12 protein-coding genes and 2 tRNA genes are annotated in these 19,682 nt (G+C 42.7%); 9 read left to right on the forward strand and 5 right to left on the reverse strand.

Annotated elements, in window-relative coordinates:
- The first annotated feature begins 149 nt into the window (after positions 1-149).
- From GCHA_RS14485 to GCHA_RS14505, 5 genes are all read left to right on the forward strand, one after another.
- Positions 150-239 (forward strand) — tRNA-Ser (locus GCHA_RS14485).
- Positions 240-343: 104 nt separating this feature from the next.
- The gene (locus tag GCHA_RS14490; RefSeq protein ID WP_318248987.1) at positions 344-2,092 is read left to right on the forward strand and encodes a DUF6538 domain-containing protein; all 1,749 of its coding nucleotides are present in this window, start codon (positions 344-346) and stop codon (positions 2,090-2,092) included.
- Positions 2,093-2,216: 124 nt separating this feature from the next.
- Entirely contained in the window at positions 2,217-3,125 is a 909-nt protein-coding gene (locus GCHA_RS14495; RefSeq protein WP_007989482.1) for a BRCT domain-containing protein, read from the forward strand.
- Positions 3,126-3,439: 314 nt separating this feature from the next.
- Positions 3,440-4,018 carry a recombinase family protein gene (locus GCHA_RS14500; protein WP_007989484.1) on the forward strand — a complete coding sequence of 193 codons (579 nt, stop codon included), beginning with the start codon at positions 3,440-3,442 and terminating at the stop codon, positions 4,016-4,018.
- Positions 4,019-4,222: 204 nt separating this feature from the next.
- A complete protein-coding gene (locus GCHA_RS14505; RefSeq protein WP_007989486.1) occupies positions 4,223-5,098 on the forward strand; it encodes a hypothetical protein in 876 nt (291 codons plus the stop codon).
- 175 nt (positions 5,099-5,273) lie between these two features.
- On the opposite strand, the gene GCHA_RS14510 is transcribed toward GCHA_RS14505, so the two are convergent.
- Positions 5,274-6,278, reverse strand: coding sequence for an AbiH family protein (locus tag GCHA_RS14510; protein ID WP_007989487.1), 1,005 nt, complete (start codon positions 6,276-6,278; stop codon positions 5,274-5,276).
- A 151-nt stretch (positions 6,279-6,429) separates the two neighbouring features.
- Between GCHA_RS14510 and GCHA_RS22915 the strand changes: the two genes are divergently transcribed.
- Positions 6,430-6,534: transfer RNA gene (locus GCHA_RS22915), tRNA-OTHER, on the forward strand.
- A gap of 292 nt (positions 6,535-6,826) precedes the next feature.
- Here the strand turns inward: GCHA_RS22915 and GCHA_RS14515 are convergent.
- Positions 6,827-7,519, reverse strand: a complete 693-nt coding sequence (locus tag GCHA_RS14515; protein ID WP_007989489.1) for a helix-turn-helix transcriptional regulator — start codon at positions 7,517-7,519, stop codon at positions 6,827-6,829.
- 122 nt (positions 7,520-7,641) lie between these two features.
- Here GCHA_RS14515 and GCHA_RS14520 point away from each other — a divergent pair, with 122 nt between their 5' ends.
- From GCHA_RS14520 to GCHA_RS14530, 3 genes are all read left to right on the forward strand, one after another.
- Positions 7,642-8,028 (forward strand): VOC family protein, encoded by a 387-nt coding sequence (locus GCHA_RS14520; RefSeq protein ID WP_007989491.1) that lies wholly within the window; start codon positions 7,642-7,644, stop codon positions 8,026-8,028.
- Between the two features lie 389 nt (positions 8,029-8,417).
- Entirely contained in the window at positions 8,418-8,996 is a 579-nt protein-coding gene (locus tag GCHA_RS14525; protein ID WP_007989494.1) for a DUF2780 domain-containing protein, read from the forward strand.
- 83 nt (positions 8,997-9,079) lie between these two features.
- Positions 9,080-12,343 carry a DUF748 domain-containing protein gene (locus GCHA_RS14530; RefSeq protein WP_007989496.1) on the forward strand — a complete coding sequence of 1,088 codons (3,264 nt, stop codon included), beginning with the start codon at positions 9,080-9,082 and terminating at the stop codon, positions 12,341-12,343.
- Between the two features lie 92 nt (positions 12,344-12,435).
- On the opposite strand, the gene GCHA_RS14535 is transcribed toward GCHA_RS14530, so the two are convergent.
- From GCHA_RS14535 to GCHA_RS14545, 3 genes are all read right to left on the reverse strand, one after another.
- Positions 12,436-15,477: a TonB-dependent receptor gene (locus tag GCHA_RS14535; protein ID WP_007989499.1), complete on the reverse strand. Its 3,042-nt coding sequence runs from the start codon at positions 15,475-15,477 to the stop codon at positions 12,436-12,438.
- Positions 15,478-15,555: 78 nt separating this feature from the next.
- Complete coding sequence (locus GCHA_RS14540; protein WP_007989501.1) at positions 15,556-18,285, reverse strand: poly(beta-D-mannuronate) lyase; 2,730 nt, start codon at positions 18,283-18,285, stop codon at positions 15,556-15,558.
- 371 nt (positions 18,286-18,656) lie between these two features.
- Positions 18,657-19,667, reverse strand: coding sequence for a polysaccharide lyase family 7 protein (locus tag GCHA_RS14545; protein WP_007989506.1), 1,011 nt, complete (start codon positions 19,665-19,667; stop codon positions 18,657-18,659).
- Positions 19,668-19,682 lie beyond the last annotated feature (15 nt).

Raw genomic sequence — 19,682 nt, forward strand, 5'->3', positions numbered from 1 at the left:
GAAAAGTTTTACAGAGGTGGGTGAAGCTGGCCTCTTTAGGTGCACAGCACCGCCCGGCTGAACGGCCGGACATGGATGTACGGACTGGGTGCCGATCATCATGGATGTGTTAACTCTGCGATAGATTCGAAGAGCAAATAAAAAGTTTTGGAGAGGTGGCTGAGTGGCTGAAGGCGCACGCCTGGAAAGTGTGTTTAGGGTTAAACCTAACGAGGGTTCGAATCCCTCTCTCTCCGCCATATACCATCAAGGCCTTGCATGACGCAGGGCCTTGTTGTTTCTAGGGTTTAGCGGATTGACCTTGCGTGCCAACTGGTACAAAAGGTTGGTACAAATGAGTATAATGAGTTCTCCTTTCAAGCATCCAAAATCCGGTATTTACTACCTCAGAAAAGGCGTACCAAAACGTCTAGTCCCTATCATTGGGAAAGCTGTATTTAAGCAATCACTAAACACCAAAGATTTACGTGAAGCCAAAAGCCTAATCATCCCCTTGCTCGCAGATGTTGATAACCAAATACGACTAGCAGAACTGCAACTCACAGACGATAGCTCACAAGAGCTCAGTTTAAGAGACTGTCAGATCATAGCTAACCGTTGGTATGTTCATACAAGAGATAAGATTCAAGCTACAGATAACTATGAAGACTTTCTTGTGTACCACAATAAGGGAAATGAACACCTCCACTGGGACTCCAATGGGAAGACTTCAAGAGATGGGAATATTTATCCTCACTGGTTTGGTCTTTCTGATACGCTAAGTTTACAAGGTTCTGAAATACAACGAGCCACCAGCGCAGAGTTGATGACGTTTGCCAAAGAGCTATCATCTCATATCGACTCCCAGTTAAAGAGAGATGGGCTATCAGTAAGCCATACGAGTTCTTCCTACATCAATCTAGCAAAGGCGTTTTACAGTCATATCATTGATTTAGAGAAGCTCTGCTTAAGTCGTCATAGAGATAACTGGACTGATGAACCAAGAGATATGTCTTTAGCGCGTGAGCAGCTCTCTGAGGTCTCTAAAAAAGCGTCTTCTTCAAAGCAGACCATTGTTACAGAGAATAGTATTTCTAACGTCTATGAGCATTGGAGAGCGTCAGACATACTTCAAAATAAAGGGAATCAGTCTAGGCTAAAAACCCTTGATGAAACTAAGGCCAAAGTAGAGCGCTTTGTGGCTATCTTAGGGGATATGGATGTTACGACTATCAGTAAGAGCGATATCGTTAAGTTTAGGGATATTCTTTTACAACTCCCCAAGAATAGAACTCAAGCCGTTAAGAGCATGACTATTTCTAAGCAAATTCAATTCGCTGAGACTAGTTGTTCGAAACTCCTATCACCAAAAACCGTAGCAAATGCAATTAAACAGATATCTCCAGTGTTTACCTATGCGGTAGAGATGGGATTAATCTCGTTTAACCCTACGTTTGGGGTATCTGTTAAGAATACTCAAAAGAAAACTGAGGTAGATATAGCGGGTAGGGGATATACACCTAAAGACATAGAGAAGTTGTTTGCTGATGAGCTGTTTACTAAGGTCTCATCAAGTCTCACATATGGATTGGCTTGCTATTGGGTTCCTCTACTTTGTAGATATACAGGTGCAAGGTTGTCTGAGATAGCTCAACTAGACCGCTCAGATATAGGGTGTAATGAAGAGGGAATTCAATATCTAAATATTCGTAGAGGTGAAGGTCAAAGTATTAAGACTGATTCTTCTTTGAGGCATATCCCAGTACCTGCTCACATACTTGAGTTAGGCTTCTTAGACTATGTCGATAAGGCAAAAGGAAGACTATTTCCAGATCTCACTATAGGCACCTACGGTAGAGCGTCAGGGGCTTTTAGCAAGTGGTGGAGTGCTCGCGTCAAATCAAAAGGAATATCCATCAGTCAACCTACACATGCCTTTAGACACACCTTTAAGACTGATATGAGAGCCTTAGGTATCTCAGACAGCGTGAGTGATGCTATTACAGGTCATGCCGCTAAGTCTGAAGGTGGTCGTTATGGCTCAGTGCCACTCAAGACCAAGAAGGAAGCTATCGATAGGTTGAATCGATTGGATGTAGTCAGGATTTATTGAGCTGCTTTATTCAAGACTAATTGAATACTTACAGGCGCACGGCTAATTTTATGCTTTGAGATTCTAGACATAGCTGTTTAAGTTAGTAATATGCCCTTTTAAAATCAAAGGATATGAGAAAATTATGACGCAAGAGAATCAATTGGATGAGAACCACCAACCTAGTGTTATTGCTTTTAATTACAATAACAACAAGACAAAAGCGGTCCTAACTTTAAAAGGCATTATTGACGGAGTACTGGCTGACGTTTCATTAAATGAAGTCGAGATTACCTATCTAAAAGCATGGTGTAGCAACGATACCTTTGATTTTAATGATGGTGATTTTATAGATATCAAAGAGCAAATAGAGGACATTCTTGAAGACGGGATTATCACGTCCTCTGAGCAAAAAGATATTCAACAAATGCTGAAAGACATCCTTGAGTATTGTTCTGACACTGACGCCCCTACAAGAGAGTCTGTCAATTACCTTCTAGGCTTCCTTAGTGGTATCAGCGCTGACGACGTACTTAATGATGATGAAATATACAAGCTAAGGGATCACCTTTCAGGTGACACAGATCTCGTAAAGCAATGGCCTGCAAATGCATTGAAAGCTAGGTTAGATGATGCTTTAGAAGATGGGATAATTGATGATAGTGAAAGACACGATCTGATGAGTCTCGTAAAGGCTGTTTCAGGACAATCCTTTATAGATACTGGTCTTGCTTATGGAATGTCTGCGGATTTTTCAACAAGTAACGACAACCTCCTTAAATTAAATGGTTTAAATGTTTGTTTCACAGGTACTTTTATTAGTGGCTCACGTAACAAGCAGAAAGAAGTTGCAACTAAATTTGGTGCAATAGTGGTTCCTAGAGTAACTCGAAAGGTTGATGTTTTAGTATTAGGTTCAGTGGCTAGCAGAGACTGGAAGTTTTCTAGTTATGGCAGAAAAATAGAGGCTGTGTTAAGTAATCGAAATGGTGGGTCAACTACAGAAATTATTAATGAAGAGCTATGGAATATCATCACCTGTAACAGCATCTAATAGTCCCTGTATTACCTCCTAACCTTGTCTAAACAGATAATTGCCCCTCTATCTCTCTTCTGAACGATGGGGGGATACTGGAGGTACTCTTTATCCATAACGATTGCGTCGTTCCCTTATTTTCAAACAAAACGTTATCTTGAAAAGCTCGTTTTTTAGTCATTACTTCAAATAGCCACCAGCTCTCACTGTTCTCTTTAGACCATGCTAAATAGGTACAGGTAGTTAGGTACAATAATCGTTCCTATTTAAGTTGTTTTCTATTTATGAATACAATAGAATCTCAAAGTCTTAAATGTATAAAGGAACACCTCGTGAGTAAACATCAAACAGTCGCATACATCAGGGTCTCATCAGTTCAGCAAAACACTGATAGACAGCTGGTGGGTATTGAGCGCGACAAAGAGTTTATCGAGAAGGTTTCCGCTAAGGACACTAAGAGGCCACAGCTGAAGGCCCTATTAGAGCATGTACGCGACGGTGACATTGTAGTTGTACACTCAATGGATAGGCTTGCCCGTAATACTAAAGACCTCTTAGAGATCGTTGAGGGGCTTAAAATCAAAGGGGTGAGTGTAAGGTTCATTAAAGAGAACCTTTCGTTTACCGCTGGTGCTGACAATTCAATGAGTAACTTAATGTTGACCATGTTAGGTGCTATTGCTCAGTTTGAACGTGAGCTAATGCTTGAGCGTCAGCGTGAAGGTATTGAATCAGCTAAACAGAAGGGGTTGTATAAGGGACGTAAAGCCAGCATTGATAGAGCCTCAATAATGGCTGACATCAACAATGGTCTATCTGTACGAAAGACAGCCACAAAGCATGGCATTGCAGTTAGCTCAGTCAGTCGAATAATTAAAGCATTAAAAGTAGATTATCCATCATCAACATAATCAACTAGAAGTCGTTAAATTTAAGTCTCAGTGGGTTACTAGAAATTCCATTAACCGGATAGAAGTAATCTTCATTGACAGCTGATGCCCATTTAAACATTCGTTTAGAGCTTCTATTAGCTAGTAGAACAGAGATCTTGTTTATTATCCTATGACTTAAATAAAACCTATCCAACTAACATCGCACAAAGGAAAACTAGATAAATGGCAAAGCTAAAACCTGTTACATGCAGAGAATGTGGTCATCGAAGAGTGAAAGCTCTAGTGACACACCCCATAACAGGAAAGCAAAGGCGTACCACCGTTAAGTTATGTCAAGAATGTCATAGCAAGACCATTGACTATCCATTTTTTAACAGCTCGTTTGGGCAGTGGCTACGAAGAGCGTTCCAGCGTCAGTGTACTAACTCTATCCCAAGGGATACTCACGAATTGAGAGGTATTCTTTATCTCTGGAAGTTCTACCGTATTGCATGTGGTTTTCATAGCGATGGTGAAGAGGTCTCAAAGACCTACGATTATCAGCTCTGCCACATAGATCCTGTTAAAGGAGATGATGGCTCTGTAGGACGCCTTGTTTCATCAAATCTTATTATTGCTCCTGCTAAATTGAACAGGGAATTGTCAAATATACCTTACCCTTATACCAGCAGGGAATCAGTTTCATTAGGTGACTCGATAAGTGATGATAACTTCGTGTCGATTTGCCGCGAGCGCTACGATATCCCTCTATTAATTTCTGAGTTTTGCTTAATGCCGGTAAAACGTGGGAAAGACTTACCTGTGTTCAAATCTAACGGAGTAGATGTCGCTACCACGCTTTCTAAGGAGCTAAAGCGCTTAGGTTACCCAATCAGTCATATTATACCTATGGTTGTTGGCGCGGAAGAAAGGGCAATTGATATCTATGATACCTTCTTCAAAGTTGGAGGTACGCTTGCCTGTAATTTACTAATTAAAGATGGCATGAAGTGCGCTAGCTCATGGATTGAATACGATTTTTTAACTCCTTATGAGCGCAACAAGCTCAATAAAGCAAAGCGTGAAACTCGTAAGAATGAAGAAGAGGAATGGTGGTAATCCTATCCTAAAGTTAACTTGCTTGGGTTGCCTCTAGGCCTTTCTACGTGTGGGCCTGCGGGTTTTTCTTGCCGTGCAGTATTTCCGTCGATGTCTCGATATTTAGTGGCGGTGGACGGTAAGAAATCATAATGGATAGAATTCCTATCACTACTATCAGGCTGATGAAGGGAAATTAAATTTTTAGTAAGTCGAACATTTTTGAATTATATGAGATGAAGACTTTGTTGCTAATATCTTGATCGAGCGAGTTTCTAAAAAGCCTTTTGACTACTTCTCGTCTGAGGCGTTCAGCTCTCTGAGATTTCAAAGGATCGATTAATTCGTTGTATTCAAAAATTACTAACCTGCAATTCCTCGTAGTCAGTTCGTTTGCAATTTTGTCCCACCAAATTTGATCAGTTTCCCCCATTGATGAGCCGAATATACAGATCAAATCTGCTTGCTCTAAAGTTCTTTCACAAGTGCTCTCCAAGCCGTGTCTCTGGGCTAAATTGCACTTTGATTTGACTATCTGGTCAGTAATGTCGATATTATTTTGAAAGCCTTTATTCTCTATCTGAGTTGTATCGTTGACTCCTAACACCATATTTTCTACGACTGAGCCATGTACGTGACATATAGAATTCAACCGATAATCGACCTGACCTGTAATTCGCTTGAAATTTAATCCAGTAAGGAAGTTATCACCGTCTTCTAAACCAAGGATAGACTCAATAGTATTTGTGTAGTTGAAACTGATAATATCGAAGTAATTTGGAACTGTTCTTATAGTTTTATAGTATTCTTGGAGACTTATTTTATCTCTATGTGTAATAAAGTTTTCTGGGTGGAATAAGTGCTCAAAGAAAAGGTCGTGGTCAATACTTGTGATACCATTTTTAGAAGAGTCTTGCTGAATGCCTTTTAGATATAGGGCTAATTTATCTATGATATTGCCATGCACGCTATCAAATTCTTCTAGGGTGCTGAGCTGATTCATATACGACCCAAACTTAAGTTCCAAATCAGCCCATAGTTTGCCGTCCTCATCGAGGTCAGCTTTGAGTCTTTTTTTAAAATCTAATACAGCACTATCGTTTTCTTCTTGGGACATGTAGTACTTAAAAAAATCTGAATATTTCGTTTTTAAACCAAGATTTATGTCGAAGCCGTTTCCTATCAAATATACAACTTTCATTAATTCAAATTATTCCTTATCTTACAACAGTATACCCTGTTACTAGAGAGCGTATATCACAGCGCAAACTCGTATTATCCTCATAACAACGTTCGCGGGTCAATGAAGTAAAGACATTTAAATGTATATCTTCGAAAGTTGTTGGTACAAAGAAGTGGTACAAAGCTGGTTAATGTTGTACATTTAACTTATTGTTTTAATTGATTTTATTGTTGGTATCGCATTCACGAGGGTTCGAATCCCTCTCTCTCCGCCATATACCATCAAAGCCTTGCACTCACTGGGCTTTTAGTTGAAGAGCATCAAGGGGGATTTGCGGCTGTTTTTGAAGCCAGAGAGGTAAACATTTTCGTTTACTAATTGTAAAGTGTTCTTTTGTCTCGGTTTATGTGTAATTTAAGTAAACGATATCATTTATTGGGATGGCTGCACTCATAGAAACTCTAAGCTTTAGGCGATCAGTTTGATGCTGTTAAAGTGTGCTTCATCATGTGACCTCGCCTGTAGTTAGGTAGATTTTAATAATCACAATCCCCATTGCTTTTGTTCTAAGTGTCTTCCTCTTCCTTCACCATCTTCAAGTAAGTTGCTAGGCTTTTGTCTTTTTCGTCTTTATAACGGGTATTGAGTTTTGTGAATTCAGATATTCGGTCTAGGCGAAAGTTTCTAAATGCATTTCTTAATTCGCACCAGCCGGTGAGTAACCAAATTGGACTAAAAGAAATCAGTGCTAGGGGGCGAACTACCCGCGTACTTTGCTGCTCGTTTAGATCTAAATAGCTGAAGCTCACTAGGTGTTTGCGTCTTATGCATTCTCGCACCTCGGTAAAGTTTACCTCCCATGGGATTTTATAGCGGCTGGGGGCTGAGAATGTACTAATTTGGTGTAGCTCGTTGATTAAAGGGGCAGGCAAGGTAGCTTGAATTTTTTTATAGGCACTTTGCGCTTTTTCAGCAAATTTTTCGTCGGTCCAGTTGCTCACCATACTGATACCTAAGGCTATCGCTTCTAATTCATCTGCATCGAACATAATGGGAGGCAAGTGATATTTTTTATCGATCACGTAACCCACGCCTGCTTCTCCCAAAATAGGCACGCCGGAATTAATCAAGTCTTGAATATCGCGATAGATTGTTCTGTGACTTACTTCAAATGTTTCAGCTAGCGTCTGTGCTGTAACTGCTTGGTGCATTCTGCGTAAGTGATGAACAATATCGTTTAGTCTGTCGGCTTTGCGCATGTGTTATTACATCGGCGTTATGAATGTTTGACGTTATTTTAGGCAAACACTACTGACATTAGCTGTCAGTAGTCAATGGCTACTATGTGGTTGCGTTAAATAATAACTTACAGGAGAGCGCAATGATTGGTTACGTAACGGTTGGAACAGCTGATTTAGCAAAGTCAGGAGCATTTTATGATGCTTTGTTAGGAACATTAGGGGCAACACGGTTTATGGAAGAGCCTGATTACTTTATTGCATGGGCAAAAGCACCGGGTGAGCCGTCACTTGGGGTGGCATTGCCATTTAATAAAGAACCCGCGACTGTAGGTAATGGCACTATGGTGGCGATTGCATTAGAAACCCCAGAGCAAGTGGATGCGTTTTACCACAAGGCACTAGCGTTAGGCGCAACCAGTGAAGGAGATGTTGGCTTTCGCCCAGCGGATGCCAAATCAGGTTTTTATGCCGGGTATTTTAGGGACCTAGATGGCAATAAGCTCAATGTCTTTTGTATCGTAAACTAACGCCTTTTGCCCTTTCACTGGAAACTTCAGCTGTGCTGAGAGTTTTATTCGCAGCAACACAGTGGGAAAGTCAGTTAGTGTAAACTAGACGCTAAAAGCCCTGAGCTGAAAGGACAAAGCTCAGGGCTTTTTGTCTTTCAGCGTATTCAGTGTTTATTTCAGAAAGTGTAAAGGCAACCTTTACACTATTGTTGGAGAAAAGTGCTGTTATCTGCGTTAGCATATCGTGTTCCAGTATTCATCATTACTGCATTCGAACTTTATACACCTATAGCATTCTAAGGCGTACATGAAGGAAGCGCGATGTCGTTTTCATGGTGTGTTTAATTGAATACGCGCAGTGTTAAAACCCAAATATCCAATCTACTGAATAATTTAAGGACTTTTATATGAAAAGCAGCATGAAAATATCTTCTGTTTTACTGATCACCACTTTGACGTTGTCATCACAAGCACTGGCGAATGACACGGTCGACAAATTGAAAGGATTGTTGGGCAATACTAGCAGTACACAAACAAGCCAAGCTGAAGCGTCAGAGGCATCTGAGTCATTAGATATAGCGAGTTTAGTTAGCATGGTGTCTGATAATCTAGGTGTGAGTGAAGAGCAGTCGCAAGGCGGAGTTGCTTCAATTTTTGTTTATGCCAAAGAGAACCTTTCTAGCGGAGAATATACACAACTTGCTGCAAATCTTCCTGGTTTAGACAGCCTGATGGACTATGTTCCAGAGGTGTCTGCGGACTCATCGTCAAATAGCTCTGCTGTGTCAGGCTTACTGAACAAGGCCTCAGAATATAGCTCGTCATTAAGCAGCATAAATGAATTGAAGAAGCAATTTGAAGCGTTAGGGTTAGATGCTGATATGATCAGCAGCTTCGTTACCCAGATAAATGCTTATCTTAGTGGTGATAGCGATACTCAAGCATTGCTTCAATCTGGGCTAGGTAAATTAACGTCTTTGCTTTAATCGACCTCTGGCGAGCTTATTCACTATCAGTGACGGGCTCGCCATAGCTATAATACTCTTTTCGTTCTAATAACAAGCTTCTTATGTCTTTCAAAAACCTAGCAAGATCTTTTCAAGCGCAAGCGAAATGGGTACGAATCTCCACCTATTTCATCATTACCTATCTTATTTACGCCTTAATTGTGGGCGTGGTTACTCCGCTGATTTTGCAGTCACAGCTACCCAGTGTGTTAAGCGATAAGACAGGGCGTAGTGTTAGTATCGAAAAAATACGTATCAACCCTTTTTTATTGCGTGCAAGCGTAGCTAATTTCCAAATTAACGAGCAAAGCAGCCAAGCTAAATTTGTACATGTAAATCGTTTAGAGCTTGATATAGGGTTCTGGCAATCTGTTTTTCAATTTACTCCCACCATAGAACACATAGACTTGGTTGCACCGTATGTGCACCTATCGCGCTTAGAAGGTGGAGAAGCAACGCGTTTTAATTTCACTGATATCATCGATACGTTCAGTCAATCGGCATCGGAACCTACTAAGCCTGAGGAAGAATCGGCTGGAATTCCACATATTCGCATCGGGCATTTTCGCTTAAGCCAAGGCCAAGTATTGTTGTCTGATAAGGTCAGTGGTACCGATATTGACTATCCAGAATTGGCGTTTGAGCTTAATGATTTAGACACCCAGACCACTTTGGCAGAAATATCAGAAGATAAAACCACGCCAAAGACCAAAAACCACTATGTATTTAAGTTGGTCACAGCCGAAGGGGGCACGGTTGCGCTCAATGGCCAGTTTCAGTTGGCACCGTTTGAAATTAAAGGCAGTGTCGGACTTGCCAACATTGCTTTGGCACCTCTATGGCCATTATCAAACGAGCTGCTTGAGGCCAAATTAACAGACGGTTTGCTGAACTTTCATATAGATTATTCGCTGTCTGAAGAGCCCAGCGGAGTGCGCGTACGAGCTGCCAATGGTCAACTTAGTCTTTCACAGTTAAGTATTGCTGACAGCCATAAACCGCGTATCACCTTAGCCCTCATGCAAATCAACGATATGTCGTTAGACACCAAAAGTAAGCAAGTGAATATCAACGATATTCAGCTTAATAAGCCTTGGCTTGACGGCGAATTTAGCCCAAATGGACTCGATTTAGTCTCTCTGCTGACACCGAAACCAGCGCAGAAAACAGTAGATTCTTCATCGCAAAATCCTTCTACTACATCGACCACACCAAAGGACACAGCAGAGGAAACTGCGCTATCGCAGCAGGCTGTTTCAACACAAAGCGACGTTAAAGCCAGCAAAAGTGCACCACACAAAACTGAGCAAGAGTGGCGTGTCATTTTACAGTCTTTTGCTTTAAACGATGGGGAAGTGAAGATACATGAGAGGGCTATTTCTGACGGTATGTTTTGGCGAGTTTCTTCAATCAACGCCGCCTCCGGTGTTGTTGATACTCTGTTTGAGCAGCCAATCGACTATTCGTTGAGCCTAGACATTGCAGGAAACGCCAATGAGTTTCTTACACAAGCGCAGGGTAGTTTGAATACAAAAGGCGCGGTGGCTGTTAACCAGCAAGAAGTGTCAGGTAGTGTTGAGATAAACCAATTGGCATTATCACAAATTCAGGCTTACTTAACCCCTTATGTCAATCTAGTGGTACAAAATGGCATGGCTGACGTATCCGGCACTTTTACCGCAGGTGCTGATACCGAAGGCGCAGACAACCCCATGTTATTTCGTGGGCAAGCAAATATTGCAGCCCTGGCAGTGAACGACGGTGATAAGCAAGAGCCTTTGCTCGAATGGCAAAACATGCAAGTGTTGGGCATCGATTACAACGCTAACGCGAACTCCTTTTCAATAGACAACGTCGCGCTGAATAAGCCTTATGCCAAGCTGATTATTGATAAAAGTGGGCAAACTAATATTAGTAATATACTGGTGAAGCAATCTAATGATTCTTCCGATGTTACTGCCAATCAAGATGCGAATGACGAAGCGGCTAGCGACACTCAAGAATCGTCGTCTTCATCTTCGGTTATGGCTATTCGCGTTGGTGAAATCAGCCTGTCTGATGGCAGTGCTTACTTTGAAGATAATTCACTTCGTCCGCGCTTTGCTTCGGGGATAGAATCGCTAAACGGCGCTATTACTGGGTTATCCTCAAGTGCTGAGTCGCCTGCGGAGGTCGATATTAAAGGGAAGATAGATGGCTATGCTCCCGTGGCGTTAAATGGCGGTATAAACCCATTACTTGATGACATGTTTCTTGATCTTAACTTTTCAGTCAGTGGCGCAGAATTGACGTCAGTTAATCCTTACTCAGGTACCTATATGGGGCATTTTATTGATAAGGGCTTGTTGTCACTGGATGTTAAATACACACTGCAAAACAATCAGTTACGTGGTGACAACCATGTGGTGATAGATCAGCTAACTTTGGGCAGAAAAACAGACTCAGATCAGGCGCTTAGTTTGCCTTTAGGGCTGGCTATAGCCTTACTGCAAGACTCTGATGGGGTCATTGATTTGGGGATGCAAGTGTCCGGTGATTTAGACAACCCAAGCTTTGGGTTTGGCTCAATCATTTTAAAGGCCTTAGGGAACTTGATCACTAAAGCGGTAACCGCGCCTTTCTCGTTATTAGCAAGTTTAGTGGGCAGTGATGACGAACTAAACGAAATAGACTTTGCACATGGCTCAGCGGCTCTTTCGGCACAAATGACCGAAAAGCTTAACACATTAGCCGAAGCATTGGCCCAGCGTCCTGGGCTGCGGGTCAATATTGAAGGTACGGTGGATCAGGTGCCGGATGCCTACGAACTGGCCGAACAAACGTTACAGCGTCAGTTGTTGAAGATCTCCGGAGAAAACACATTCCCAGATGACATTTCAGCCAGCACGTTTCCGTTAGCTGGCCCCTTTGCTGAGGCGCTCGAAACGCTTTTCAACCAGACGACATCGAAATTGGTTGAGGAAGAGCGTCAAATCGTAAAAGCCAAGCTGCAAGAAGGTGATCAAGAAGCAGTGATAGAAGAAACGCGCCTTGCGCAAGCGCTGAGTATAGCGATGTACAACCAGACTAGAAACGCGATTGACGTTCCTCGTAGAGCGTTAGGCAAGCTCGCTGATGAACGTGCGAAAGTGATTAAGAGCTTTTTAATCAATAACGCTAATGTGGATGCCAATCGCCTGTTTTTACTTAACAGTCGCCAACATTTACAACTGGATAAAAGCGCTGCCGAATTAACATTAAAGCGAATTAACATTATAAGCCCTTTTTTATTGGCTGGTAACGTGAGTTATAAAACGAGGAACGCGCAGTTGATTTACCGTTTTTAAACACGTGGTTCTCGCTCATTTATACATGAGTACAAAAAATGCCGCTCATATTGGAGCGGCATTTTTAAGCTTAGAACGCTTTTTATTACCTCTTAATACTTAACACTGACCCCTGCGAACAAGCGAGGGCCATAGTCATTCACTTCCCCTAAATTACCTTGCACATAGTAATCCTGAGACTTAGGTGCGCTAAACAGGTTAATCGCCTCAACTTTCACCCGTATATTTTTATTGATTTTGTACGAAGCTCGGGCTTCCCATACGCCTACTTCATCCACGTAACGTAAACGAGTACCATTGCTGGTATAAGGTTGGAAATACTCGCTGCGGTATTTGTAGATAATCGCCGTATCTAATTCGCCTATTTGGTAATACAACTGGCTACTAAACACGTGTTCAGAAAAACCCGGTACAGACCCTGGTGGAATAATTCCAGCAGTAAGCTGTGTGGTGTTGCCGTCTAAATCGGTAATAAAGGTGTCGCCGTACAAGCTATCTTCAAACTCGAAATCAGTATCTGCATAGTTGTAGCCTATTTTAATACCGATACCGCTATCCCAGCGGTATGCGATAGAAGTTTCAATACCGAACAAGTCAGCTTCGTCATCTGTAGTAACCGAGTTTGTTACTGGTAATGCGAACGTTTCTCCATCAATTTCAAAGTTCTCTAACACGGTTTGTTGTTGGAATCCCCCTTGGAATTGTTTGTAGTAGAAGCCAAACGCAAAGATTGAATCCTCGTTTGGATACCATTCAAACGCCACGTCGTAGTTCCAAGACATCAAAGGCTGGGTGTTCGGGTTACCAGAACCGTTTACCCCTACAAGTAAATCTGACAAAGAGGTCGGAGCAATGTCATCATCCGTTTGGAATGTGCGGCTGTAACCCATATCAGCTGGGTCTGCGCGTGACATACCTCGATAAATACCGCCGCGTAGCAATATATCATCGCTGTAATTTACGACTAGGTTAAAGCTAGGCAATACTTCAGTGTAATCGCCACCACCCTCAATACGTTCTAACGAATCACCGGTTACAAGGCTTAACACACCTAGATCATCTGCTACGACATCAAAAGTGTTTCTAAAACCGATGGAGGTAACTTCTGTATCAACCACCCGCACACCGAAGTTACCGCGTACTAATTTACCAAACATTTCAGTGTCGTAGCTTGTCATGACGTAAGCTGAGTTGGTTTTTTCTGTGACGTCTATGGTGCCACTGTTTTCGTACTCTAACTCAGGGTAAGCGAATTCTGCGCCTTGAGATGCGGCGACTGCTCGCGAGAAGCATAAATTGTCATAGGTAGCCCATGACGATCCTGTACCGCTATCAATTACATTACCTTCGCTGTCTACATGGGTCACTAAGTTGCCGTCAGACACTTCAGATAAAAAATCTGATTCTGGGAAGTCTTTTTGACAGCTTTCTAACACCTCTAGGGCTGTGGTATTACTCGTGTCTAATGTGTATTCATTTCTTGAGCCATTACCCTGACTGCCGCCATACTGAGTAAAGCTCAATTCTGATGTTCTAAGGCCTGCTTGCACACTGGTGAATACCTCACCATCTAGGGCGTATTCGAAATCGAGACGGGCTGATTTAATTTCGTTGTCTCGGGTGTTTTCTCTATCAATACGCGTGCGCAGGCTGTCAGTAAAGTTGCTGATATCTGTTAAATCTATATCTGTAACGGTAAAGTTTGGAATATTCTCACCCATATCCCAGCTAAAGAATTGCCTGTCGGCGGTGCGGCCTCTATTAGAGACCTGCAGTTCTTCACGTTCGGTTTTAGAATAAGAGACATCGAAATTGATGGTTAGCGCATCGGTAGCATAATGCTCAACGTTTAAACCGTAACCACGGTAGTTTTCTTCTCGAGAAAACTGCTCACCGGCAGACTCAATGCGGTCTTGTCCTTCCCAGTGCAATATTCCACCTACACTGTTGGTAACCAAAGTCGGGCCAGTTAATCCCGGGATGGCGCGTTTTTGTAAAAATATTAAATCGTGACGTGATTCTTGTTGAATACGGTCAGATACTTGGGCATCGAAATTGATATCCCATGCCTCAGAAGGCTGAAATTGCAATGCTAAAAACAGTGCATCACGTTCGTCCGAGGTTTCATTTTGGCGAAAACTACGACTACTGCCAGTCCAAGCGTATGGGCTGGTGTCGCTCACTGCCTTACCTGTTTCAGGATCAATTTCAGTATCGTAACCTTGGTTGCTGCTGCCGTTAACTTGATCCTCACAATCGCCGGCACTACTACGATAAAAACCTTCATTGGTGTTGGTTGGGTCGTTTAAACATGCCCACAAAGATGACCCTGTAGGGCTCGAGCTTCTGTACTCTGCTTCAGGTTGGCTAATATCTTGGCGCTGTACACCAAAAGACACCCCAAGTGCTTGGCCATTATCGAACTCGAATTGGTCAACATAACTAAAGGTACCTCTAAACCCTAAATCTCCTTGAAATGAATTGTCTACATTGCCTTCATCGGGATTGTAGTTGGCTTTGATTTCACCTTGAAAGCGCTGTTTGCCGAAATCAAGTGGCTGCACTGTTTCCAAGGAAATAACCCCAGCTACCCCCCCTTCAATCATAGAAGCATCTTGGGTTTTATAGATCGCGACCTTTTTGACTAATTCAGATGGAAACTGAGAGAAGTTAACAGAGCGATCGCCACTGCCGTTGGTCGCTTGGCGGCCATTGATATGTGTGGCGCTCAAAAATGGCCCTAGGCCTCGAATGGTAATTTCTGTCGCGCCGCCGTTTTCACGATGAGACGCTGCACCGGTAATAGACTCGAGTGCTTCACCAATAGAGAGCGCAGGTAAATCGCCAATATCCTCAGAAGAAAGACCATCTACCACGGTGGTAGATTCGCGTTTTATGGCTATTTGGTCTTGGATTGTCCTGCGGGTGCCTACAACATCAATAACCTCAAGTTCTGCTTCGTTTTCGTCTGTTACATTTTGCGCTTCTTGTGCATGTAAGGTAAATGCCGTCGTACTCGCAATACTTGCGAAAATAGCGGTTTTTAACCACTTAGCAACTGGGCGCAATTTAAATTCTTGACCCTCTATTTTTTTAGTAATAGAGGTATTCGTGTGTGATGTGTTCAGCGACATTTCGAGATCTCCGTTGTGTCTTTTAATGTATATAAGGCAGCTTGATGCATGTTTGCTCTGGCTTGCGTAGGCTGTATGTTATTCATCGCTAGCCACCCAAGTAGAGCCAACGCCTACCTCTGACGCTTGAATGTAGTGAAGTCCTTTAGCGCCGGCTGCGGCTTGAGCTCCCGCAGGATCTGTTTCTATAAGCGTGTTGGCCGCAGTGATAAATTCTGGTACCTCTTTGCCGTTTTCAGCAGGGGTTTGATCGATTGCGCCATCGGTATCGAATTCTCCGTTGCCGTCAATGTTGCGAATATCTACCCAATCGTCTGAGGTGTCACCTGACATATAGCTATCGCTGAAGCCAAAGTTGTTGGTTAATGCAGATTCAGTGTGATTGATGAGGTCGCAGTCGTATTCAAACGAATGGTCACTAAAACCTCCGTCGGCATTTAAATAGAAGCCTTCGGTGCTAGCATTTTCGTTAAAACCATTGGCAATAACATTGGCATCGAAATCGATGACAAAGAAGTTTTTAGTTAACGCAAACAGTTGAGGGTGGTTATCTGCGGTCAACTCGTCACAATCACCTACGCTGACTTTTGAGCCAATTTCTGTGCTAAATACAATAGGTTGGAGCGAGTTAAGAACTGTATTGTTGGTCACCGTTAATGTTAAGTCACCGGTGCCGTCGAGTACTGCTTGATTGCCCGCGTAGGGGACGCCGCCGTCAGCTTGAGAAAATGGATTGGGAGTAAAGACGATCCCCCCCGCCTCTTTGTTTCCTGAACGCAACCCGGCAATATAGTTATTGTTTACTGTGTGACCTAAAGGAGTGACAAGTACACCGCTTGGTCTATCGTCACTTGGTTCTTTTCCAACGGCTGTGAGTAGGTCAGTTGTGCGAATAATAACGTTATCGCTCACGGTGTTAAACCCACCGTCCTCTAACGAAATACCGCCGCTAGCGTCAACGATTGTATTGCCTTTAATGGTGGCGCCAGATGTTTGTACGCGCATTAAACGACGACCCGTTCTTACATTATCAATAAGGTTATACTGAACGGTAAAGTTGGCCATGTCGGCAGCGTCAGAGCCTGTTGTACTACCTAAATTAAGAAGCAGTAAGCTAGAATTATCGTAGTTAGGATTGTTACTGTTGCTGAATAAGTTGTATTGAATAACGTGATCTGAGCCGGAGGAAGCTAATTTGATGACTGAGCCTTCTGCCGCTACTGTTCGGTCTGTAAACGTGTTGCGTTCAATTAGTGCTCCATTTCCTTTAATGACTAACCAATGATAAGCATCATCTGGGTAATTCAATACCGCTTGTTCGCCATCCATCGTATTTTGCGAAAATACAAAGTTATCACCTTCAGAATAGATAACTGCTTCTTCGCCGCTATCACAACTAGAGCCTGAAAGGGTATCAATATCGGTGAAGGTTAGCCCTGTGACTGTTGCACCATCTACCCCATCGGCAACGTGAATACACGCATCGCCGGATATAGTAGGAGTTTGCCCCTCTATAGCACGCAAGGTTATTGCGCTGGTTAGTTCTATCGCTGCGCTCGGGCTGTAAACATTCGTGTTTAGACCTAAAACATCACCATCCGCTAGGCCGCCAACTGCACTTTCTAGTGCAGCTGTATCACTAACGACTTGGGTGTATACAAGGGTGTCCAGAGAGTCTGTAACCGTGTCAGTAAACGCGTCGTTATCTGTATACGAAGCGCTAACGGATATGATCGAGCCCGCTTGATTAGTAGGAGTGAAGGTTTTGCTACTGGCGTTTGCAACGACCACACCATCAGCAGACCATGTGTAGACAACATTGCTTTCATCTACGCCGTTGTTGTCAGTAATTTCCGCCGTAAGTGTTGCACTGGTTAAATAAGGGGAGGTACCGATAATGTCGATACGGCCGGCTTGATCCACCGCAACATTCGTAACTGTTATAGTTGGTGCGGATACAAAGTTTTCGTCGAAACTGTTGTCGTCAACATAGGTTAACTCTACTGTGATAACACTTCCAACAATTGAAGCGTCAACGACGTACTCATCGCTGGTAGCACCTGAAATAGGGTTGTCATCTGCATACCATTGGTAAGCGACTGTGCCTGATACGCCGTCCGGATCGGTTATCTCAGTGGTTAAGGTATTTCCAACTGTTGGCGTACCTTGAATCACCACAGTGCCGGCGGAGTTTACGCGCGATACGGTATTTGTTCCGCTTGAGGTAACAGATTCGCTAAATCCTCTATCATCTTCAAACGTCACGTTTACCGTGATGATAGTGCCAAACTCATTATCACTTAGGGTTAACTCAGCGGACACTTCATCATCAATGACTGTGTCGTCAGCAAACCATGCATAAACAATCGTTGCGTTTTCTATACCGTTTTGGTCAGCTACAGTTGCATTTAACGTCGAGCCAACTAGGGCATCGCCACTAATGGCTACCGAAGCAGGGAATGCAATAGCGGATACATCTGCCGTGGGATCGCTAATGTGTGATTCGTTAGTGTTGCCATCGTCGGTATACAGCGCTTGAACCGTAATTGGTGAACCAATTTGTTCGTCTGTTAAGGTAAGCGTTGATGTGTTTTCATTTTCAATGGCTTGGCCGTCAGCATACCAATAATAGGTAATAGTACCTGAGATTCCATCAGGATCATTCACTGCTGCACTGAGTGTTTCGCCAGAGGTTGGGGTCCCAGACAGTGCAATAGAGCCCAATGTATTTGGGTTATTATCTGAGTCTGTGCCACAGCCTGTTATGGCTGCCGCAATCGCACAAAGTGCAAATGTTTTAAACTTCATAATAGCTCTATTCTCCGTATTATTGGTTTCGTTTAACGTGCTTTTCCGTAGGGTTGTTGTTACCAAATGAGTTGTTCATTGTTACCAAAAGTGTTGTTTTTGGTGTTGTTTTGTTAACCTGTTTGGCTATATAACCACAATAATGTTGCATAATCTAGCTGGTAGTTATCATTTTATTAACATTTTGCAGGTTTATGGCCCTAAACTTAGGTTTGTTTCTATCTGTTTTGGTATTACCAATATTCTTGTGTGGTTTGTTAACGCGTTAAGGGTGCCGGAGGATTATTTACAGATGATACAGGGCATAATTTGAATGCTATGAAAGCAAATTGAGAGTCACGGCACGAGTTGTGCCGTAATAGAAGTGAGGGTTAATAACGGTATCCGGGATGTTGATTATCTAAATGGTAAAAAGTGGCTTGTACATAGTCTTTTGGCTCGCCACCATTATTTTGATTGTAGACCCCAGCCTTAAAATACATATATTGATTACTTTTATCGTAGCCACTGTTACTCATGTCATAGGCTTTCGTTATATTCGGTTTACCTAGGCGGATTAGCGTCACGAACAACACATTGTTATTCACACTGATCTTATAGCTAAACTTTTCGTTTAGCTTAATGCCGTCTTGTGGATCTTGTAACGTGTGGGAGCGTGAACCAATCAGGTTTACCCATGTATCATCTCCGCCATTTTCTTCATGGGCGAAGTAGATAGAGCCATGCTCATTGTTAGGCAGCTTGCGATAGTAAAGCCGAATAGGCTCATCTTTAGTCGCGTGAATTTGACCTATAATCACACGGCCGACCATTTTTTCATCACCTGTGGTTGATACACGATTAACTGCTAGGGTTGTTTCTAGACTGCCTTCAACTGCGCCTGCTTTTCGTTTAACAGAGCCGTGTGCACCAGAGAAAACCCAGTTATTCCCCGTTATGCCTTGGGTTTTCATGCGGTTATTACCCCGGCGAAGCATTTCTCGAAGTTCAGTGCGCACATACTTAGTGTTTTTTGAAGTTTTAGCGCCAACATTTGGGCTGGCGAACACCATGCCACCGTCTTGTGCGGTATAAAACAGAGGCTTTAATTCGAAGCCTTTGCTAAGTGGCTTTTCATAAATCATATCGGCCTTGAGATCTTTATTTAGATCTGTTGGCAAGGTTAAGCTCCAGTCCAATAAATCAAAGTTTTCACTGGGAGGCTTATCGCTTACTAGTTCTCTCTTAGCTCCTAATAACACACCTTGAGGGAGAGTTTGATGAGAAACAGGTATAAGGCCCGATAAGCTTGCTTCATCCACTGGCTCGCTATTGGCTGCGGTTGAATAAAAAGCACTGCACGCAATCAAGTTCAACGCGATTGCTTTATGGATTAACTTCATTTTATTTCCTTTATT

Source organism: Paraglaciecola chathamensis S18K6, assembly GCA_000314955.1.
In the GTDB taxonomy this organism is placed as follows: domain Bacteria; phylum Pseudomonadota; class Gammaproteobacteria; order Enterobacterales; family Alteromonadaceae; genus Paraglaciecola; species Paraglaciecola chathamensis.

Excerpts from the sequence above, each read along its gene's own strand:
- GCHA_RS14510 (WP_007989487.1), bottom strand. The coding sequence starts at position 6,278 with ATGAAAGTTGTATATTTGATAGGAAACGGCTTCGACATAAATCTTGGT.
- GCHA_RS14530 (WP_007989496.1), top strand. The coding sequence starts at position 9,080 with ATGTCTTTCAAAAACCTAGCAAGATCTTTTCAAGCGCAAGCGAAATGG.
- GCHA_RS14535 (WP_007989499.1), bottom strand. The coding sequence starts at position 15,477 with ATGTCGCTGAACACATCACACACGAATACCTCTATTACTAAAAAAATA.
- GCHA_RS14520 (WP_007989491.1), top strand. The coding sequence starts at position 7,642 with ATGATTGGTTACGTAACGGTTGGAACAGCTGATTTAGCAAAGTCAGGA.
- GCHA_RS14490 (WP_318248987.1), top strand. The coding sequence starts at position 344 with ATGAGTTCTCCTTTCAAGCATCCAAAATCCGGTATTTACTACCTCAGA.
- GCHA_RS14545 (WP_007989506.1), bottom strand. The coding sequence starts at position 19,667 with ATGAAGTTAATCCATAAAGCAATCGCGTTGAACTTGATTGCGTGCAGT.
- GCHA_RS14495 (WP_007989482.1), top strand. The coding sequence starts at position 2,217 with ATGACGCAAGAGAATCAATTGGATGAGAACCACCAACCTAGTGTTATT.
- GCHA_RS14505 (WP_007989486.1), top strand. The coding sequence starts at position 4,223 with ATGGCAAAGCTAAAACCTGTTACATGCAGAGAATGTGGTCATCGAAGA.
- GCHA_RS14540 (WP_007989501.1), bottom strand. The coding sequence starts at position 18,285 with ATGAAGTTTAAAACATTTGCACTTTGTGCGATTGCGGCAGCCATAACA.
- GCHA_RS14515 (WP_007989489.1), bottom strand. The coding sequence starts at position 7,519 with ATGCGCAAAGCCGACAGACTAAACGATATTGTTCATCACTTACGCAGA.
- GCHA_RS14525 (WP_007989494.1), top strand. The coding sequence starts at position 8,418 with ATGAAAAGCAGCATGAAAATATCTTCTGTTTTACTGATCACCACTTTG.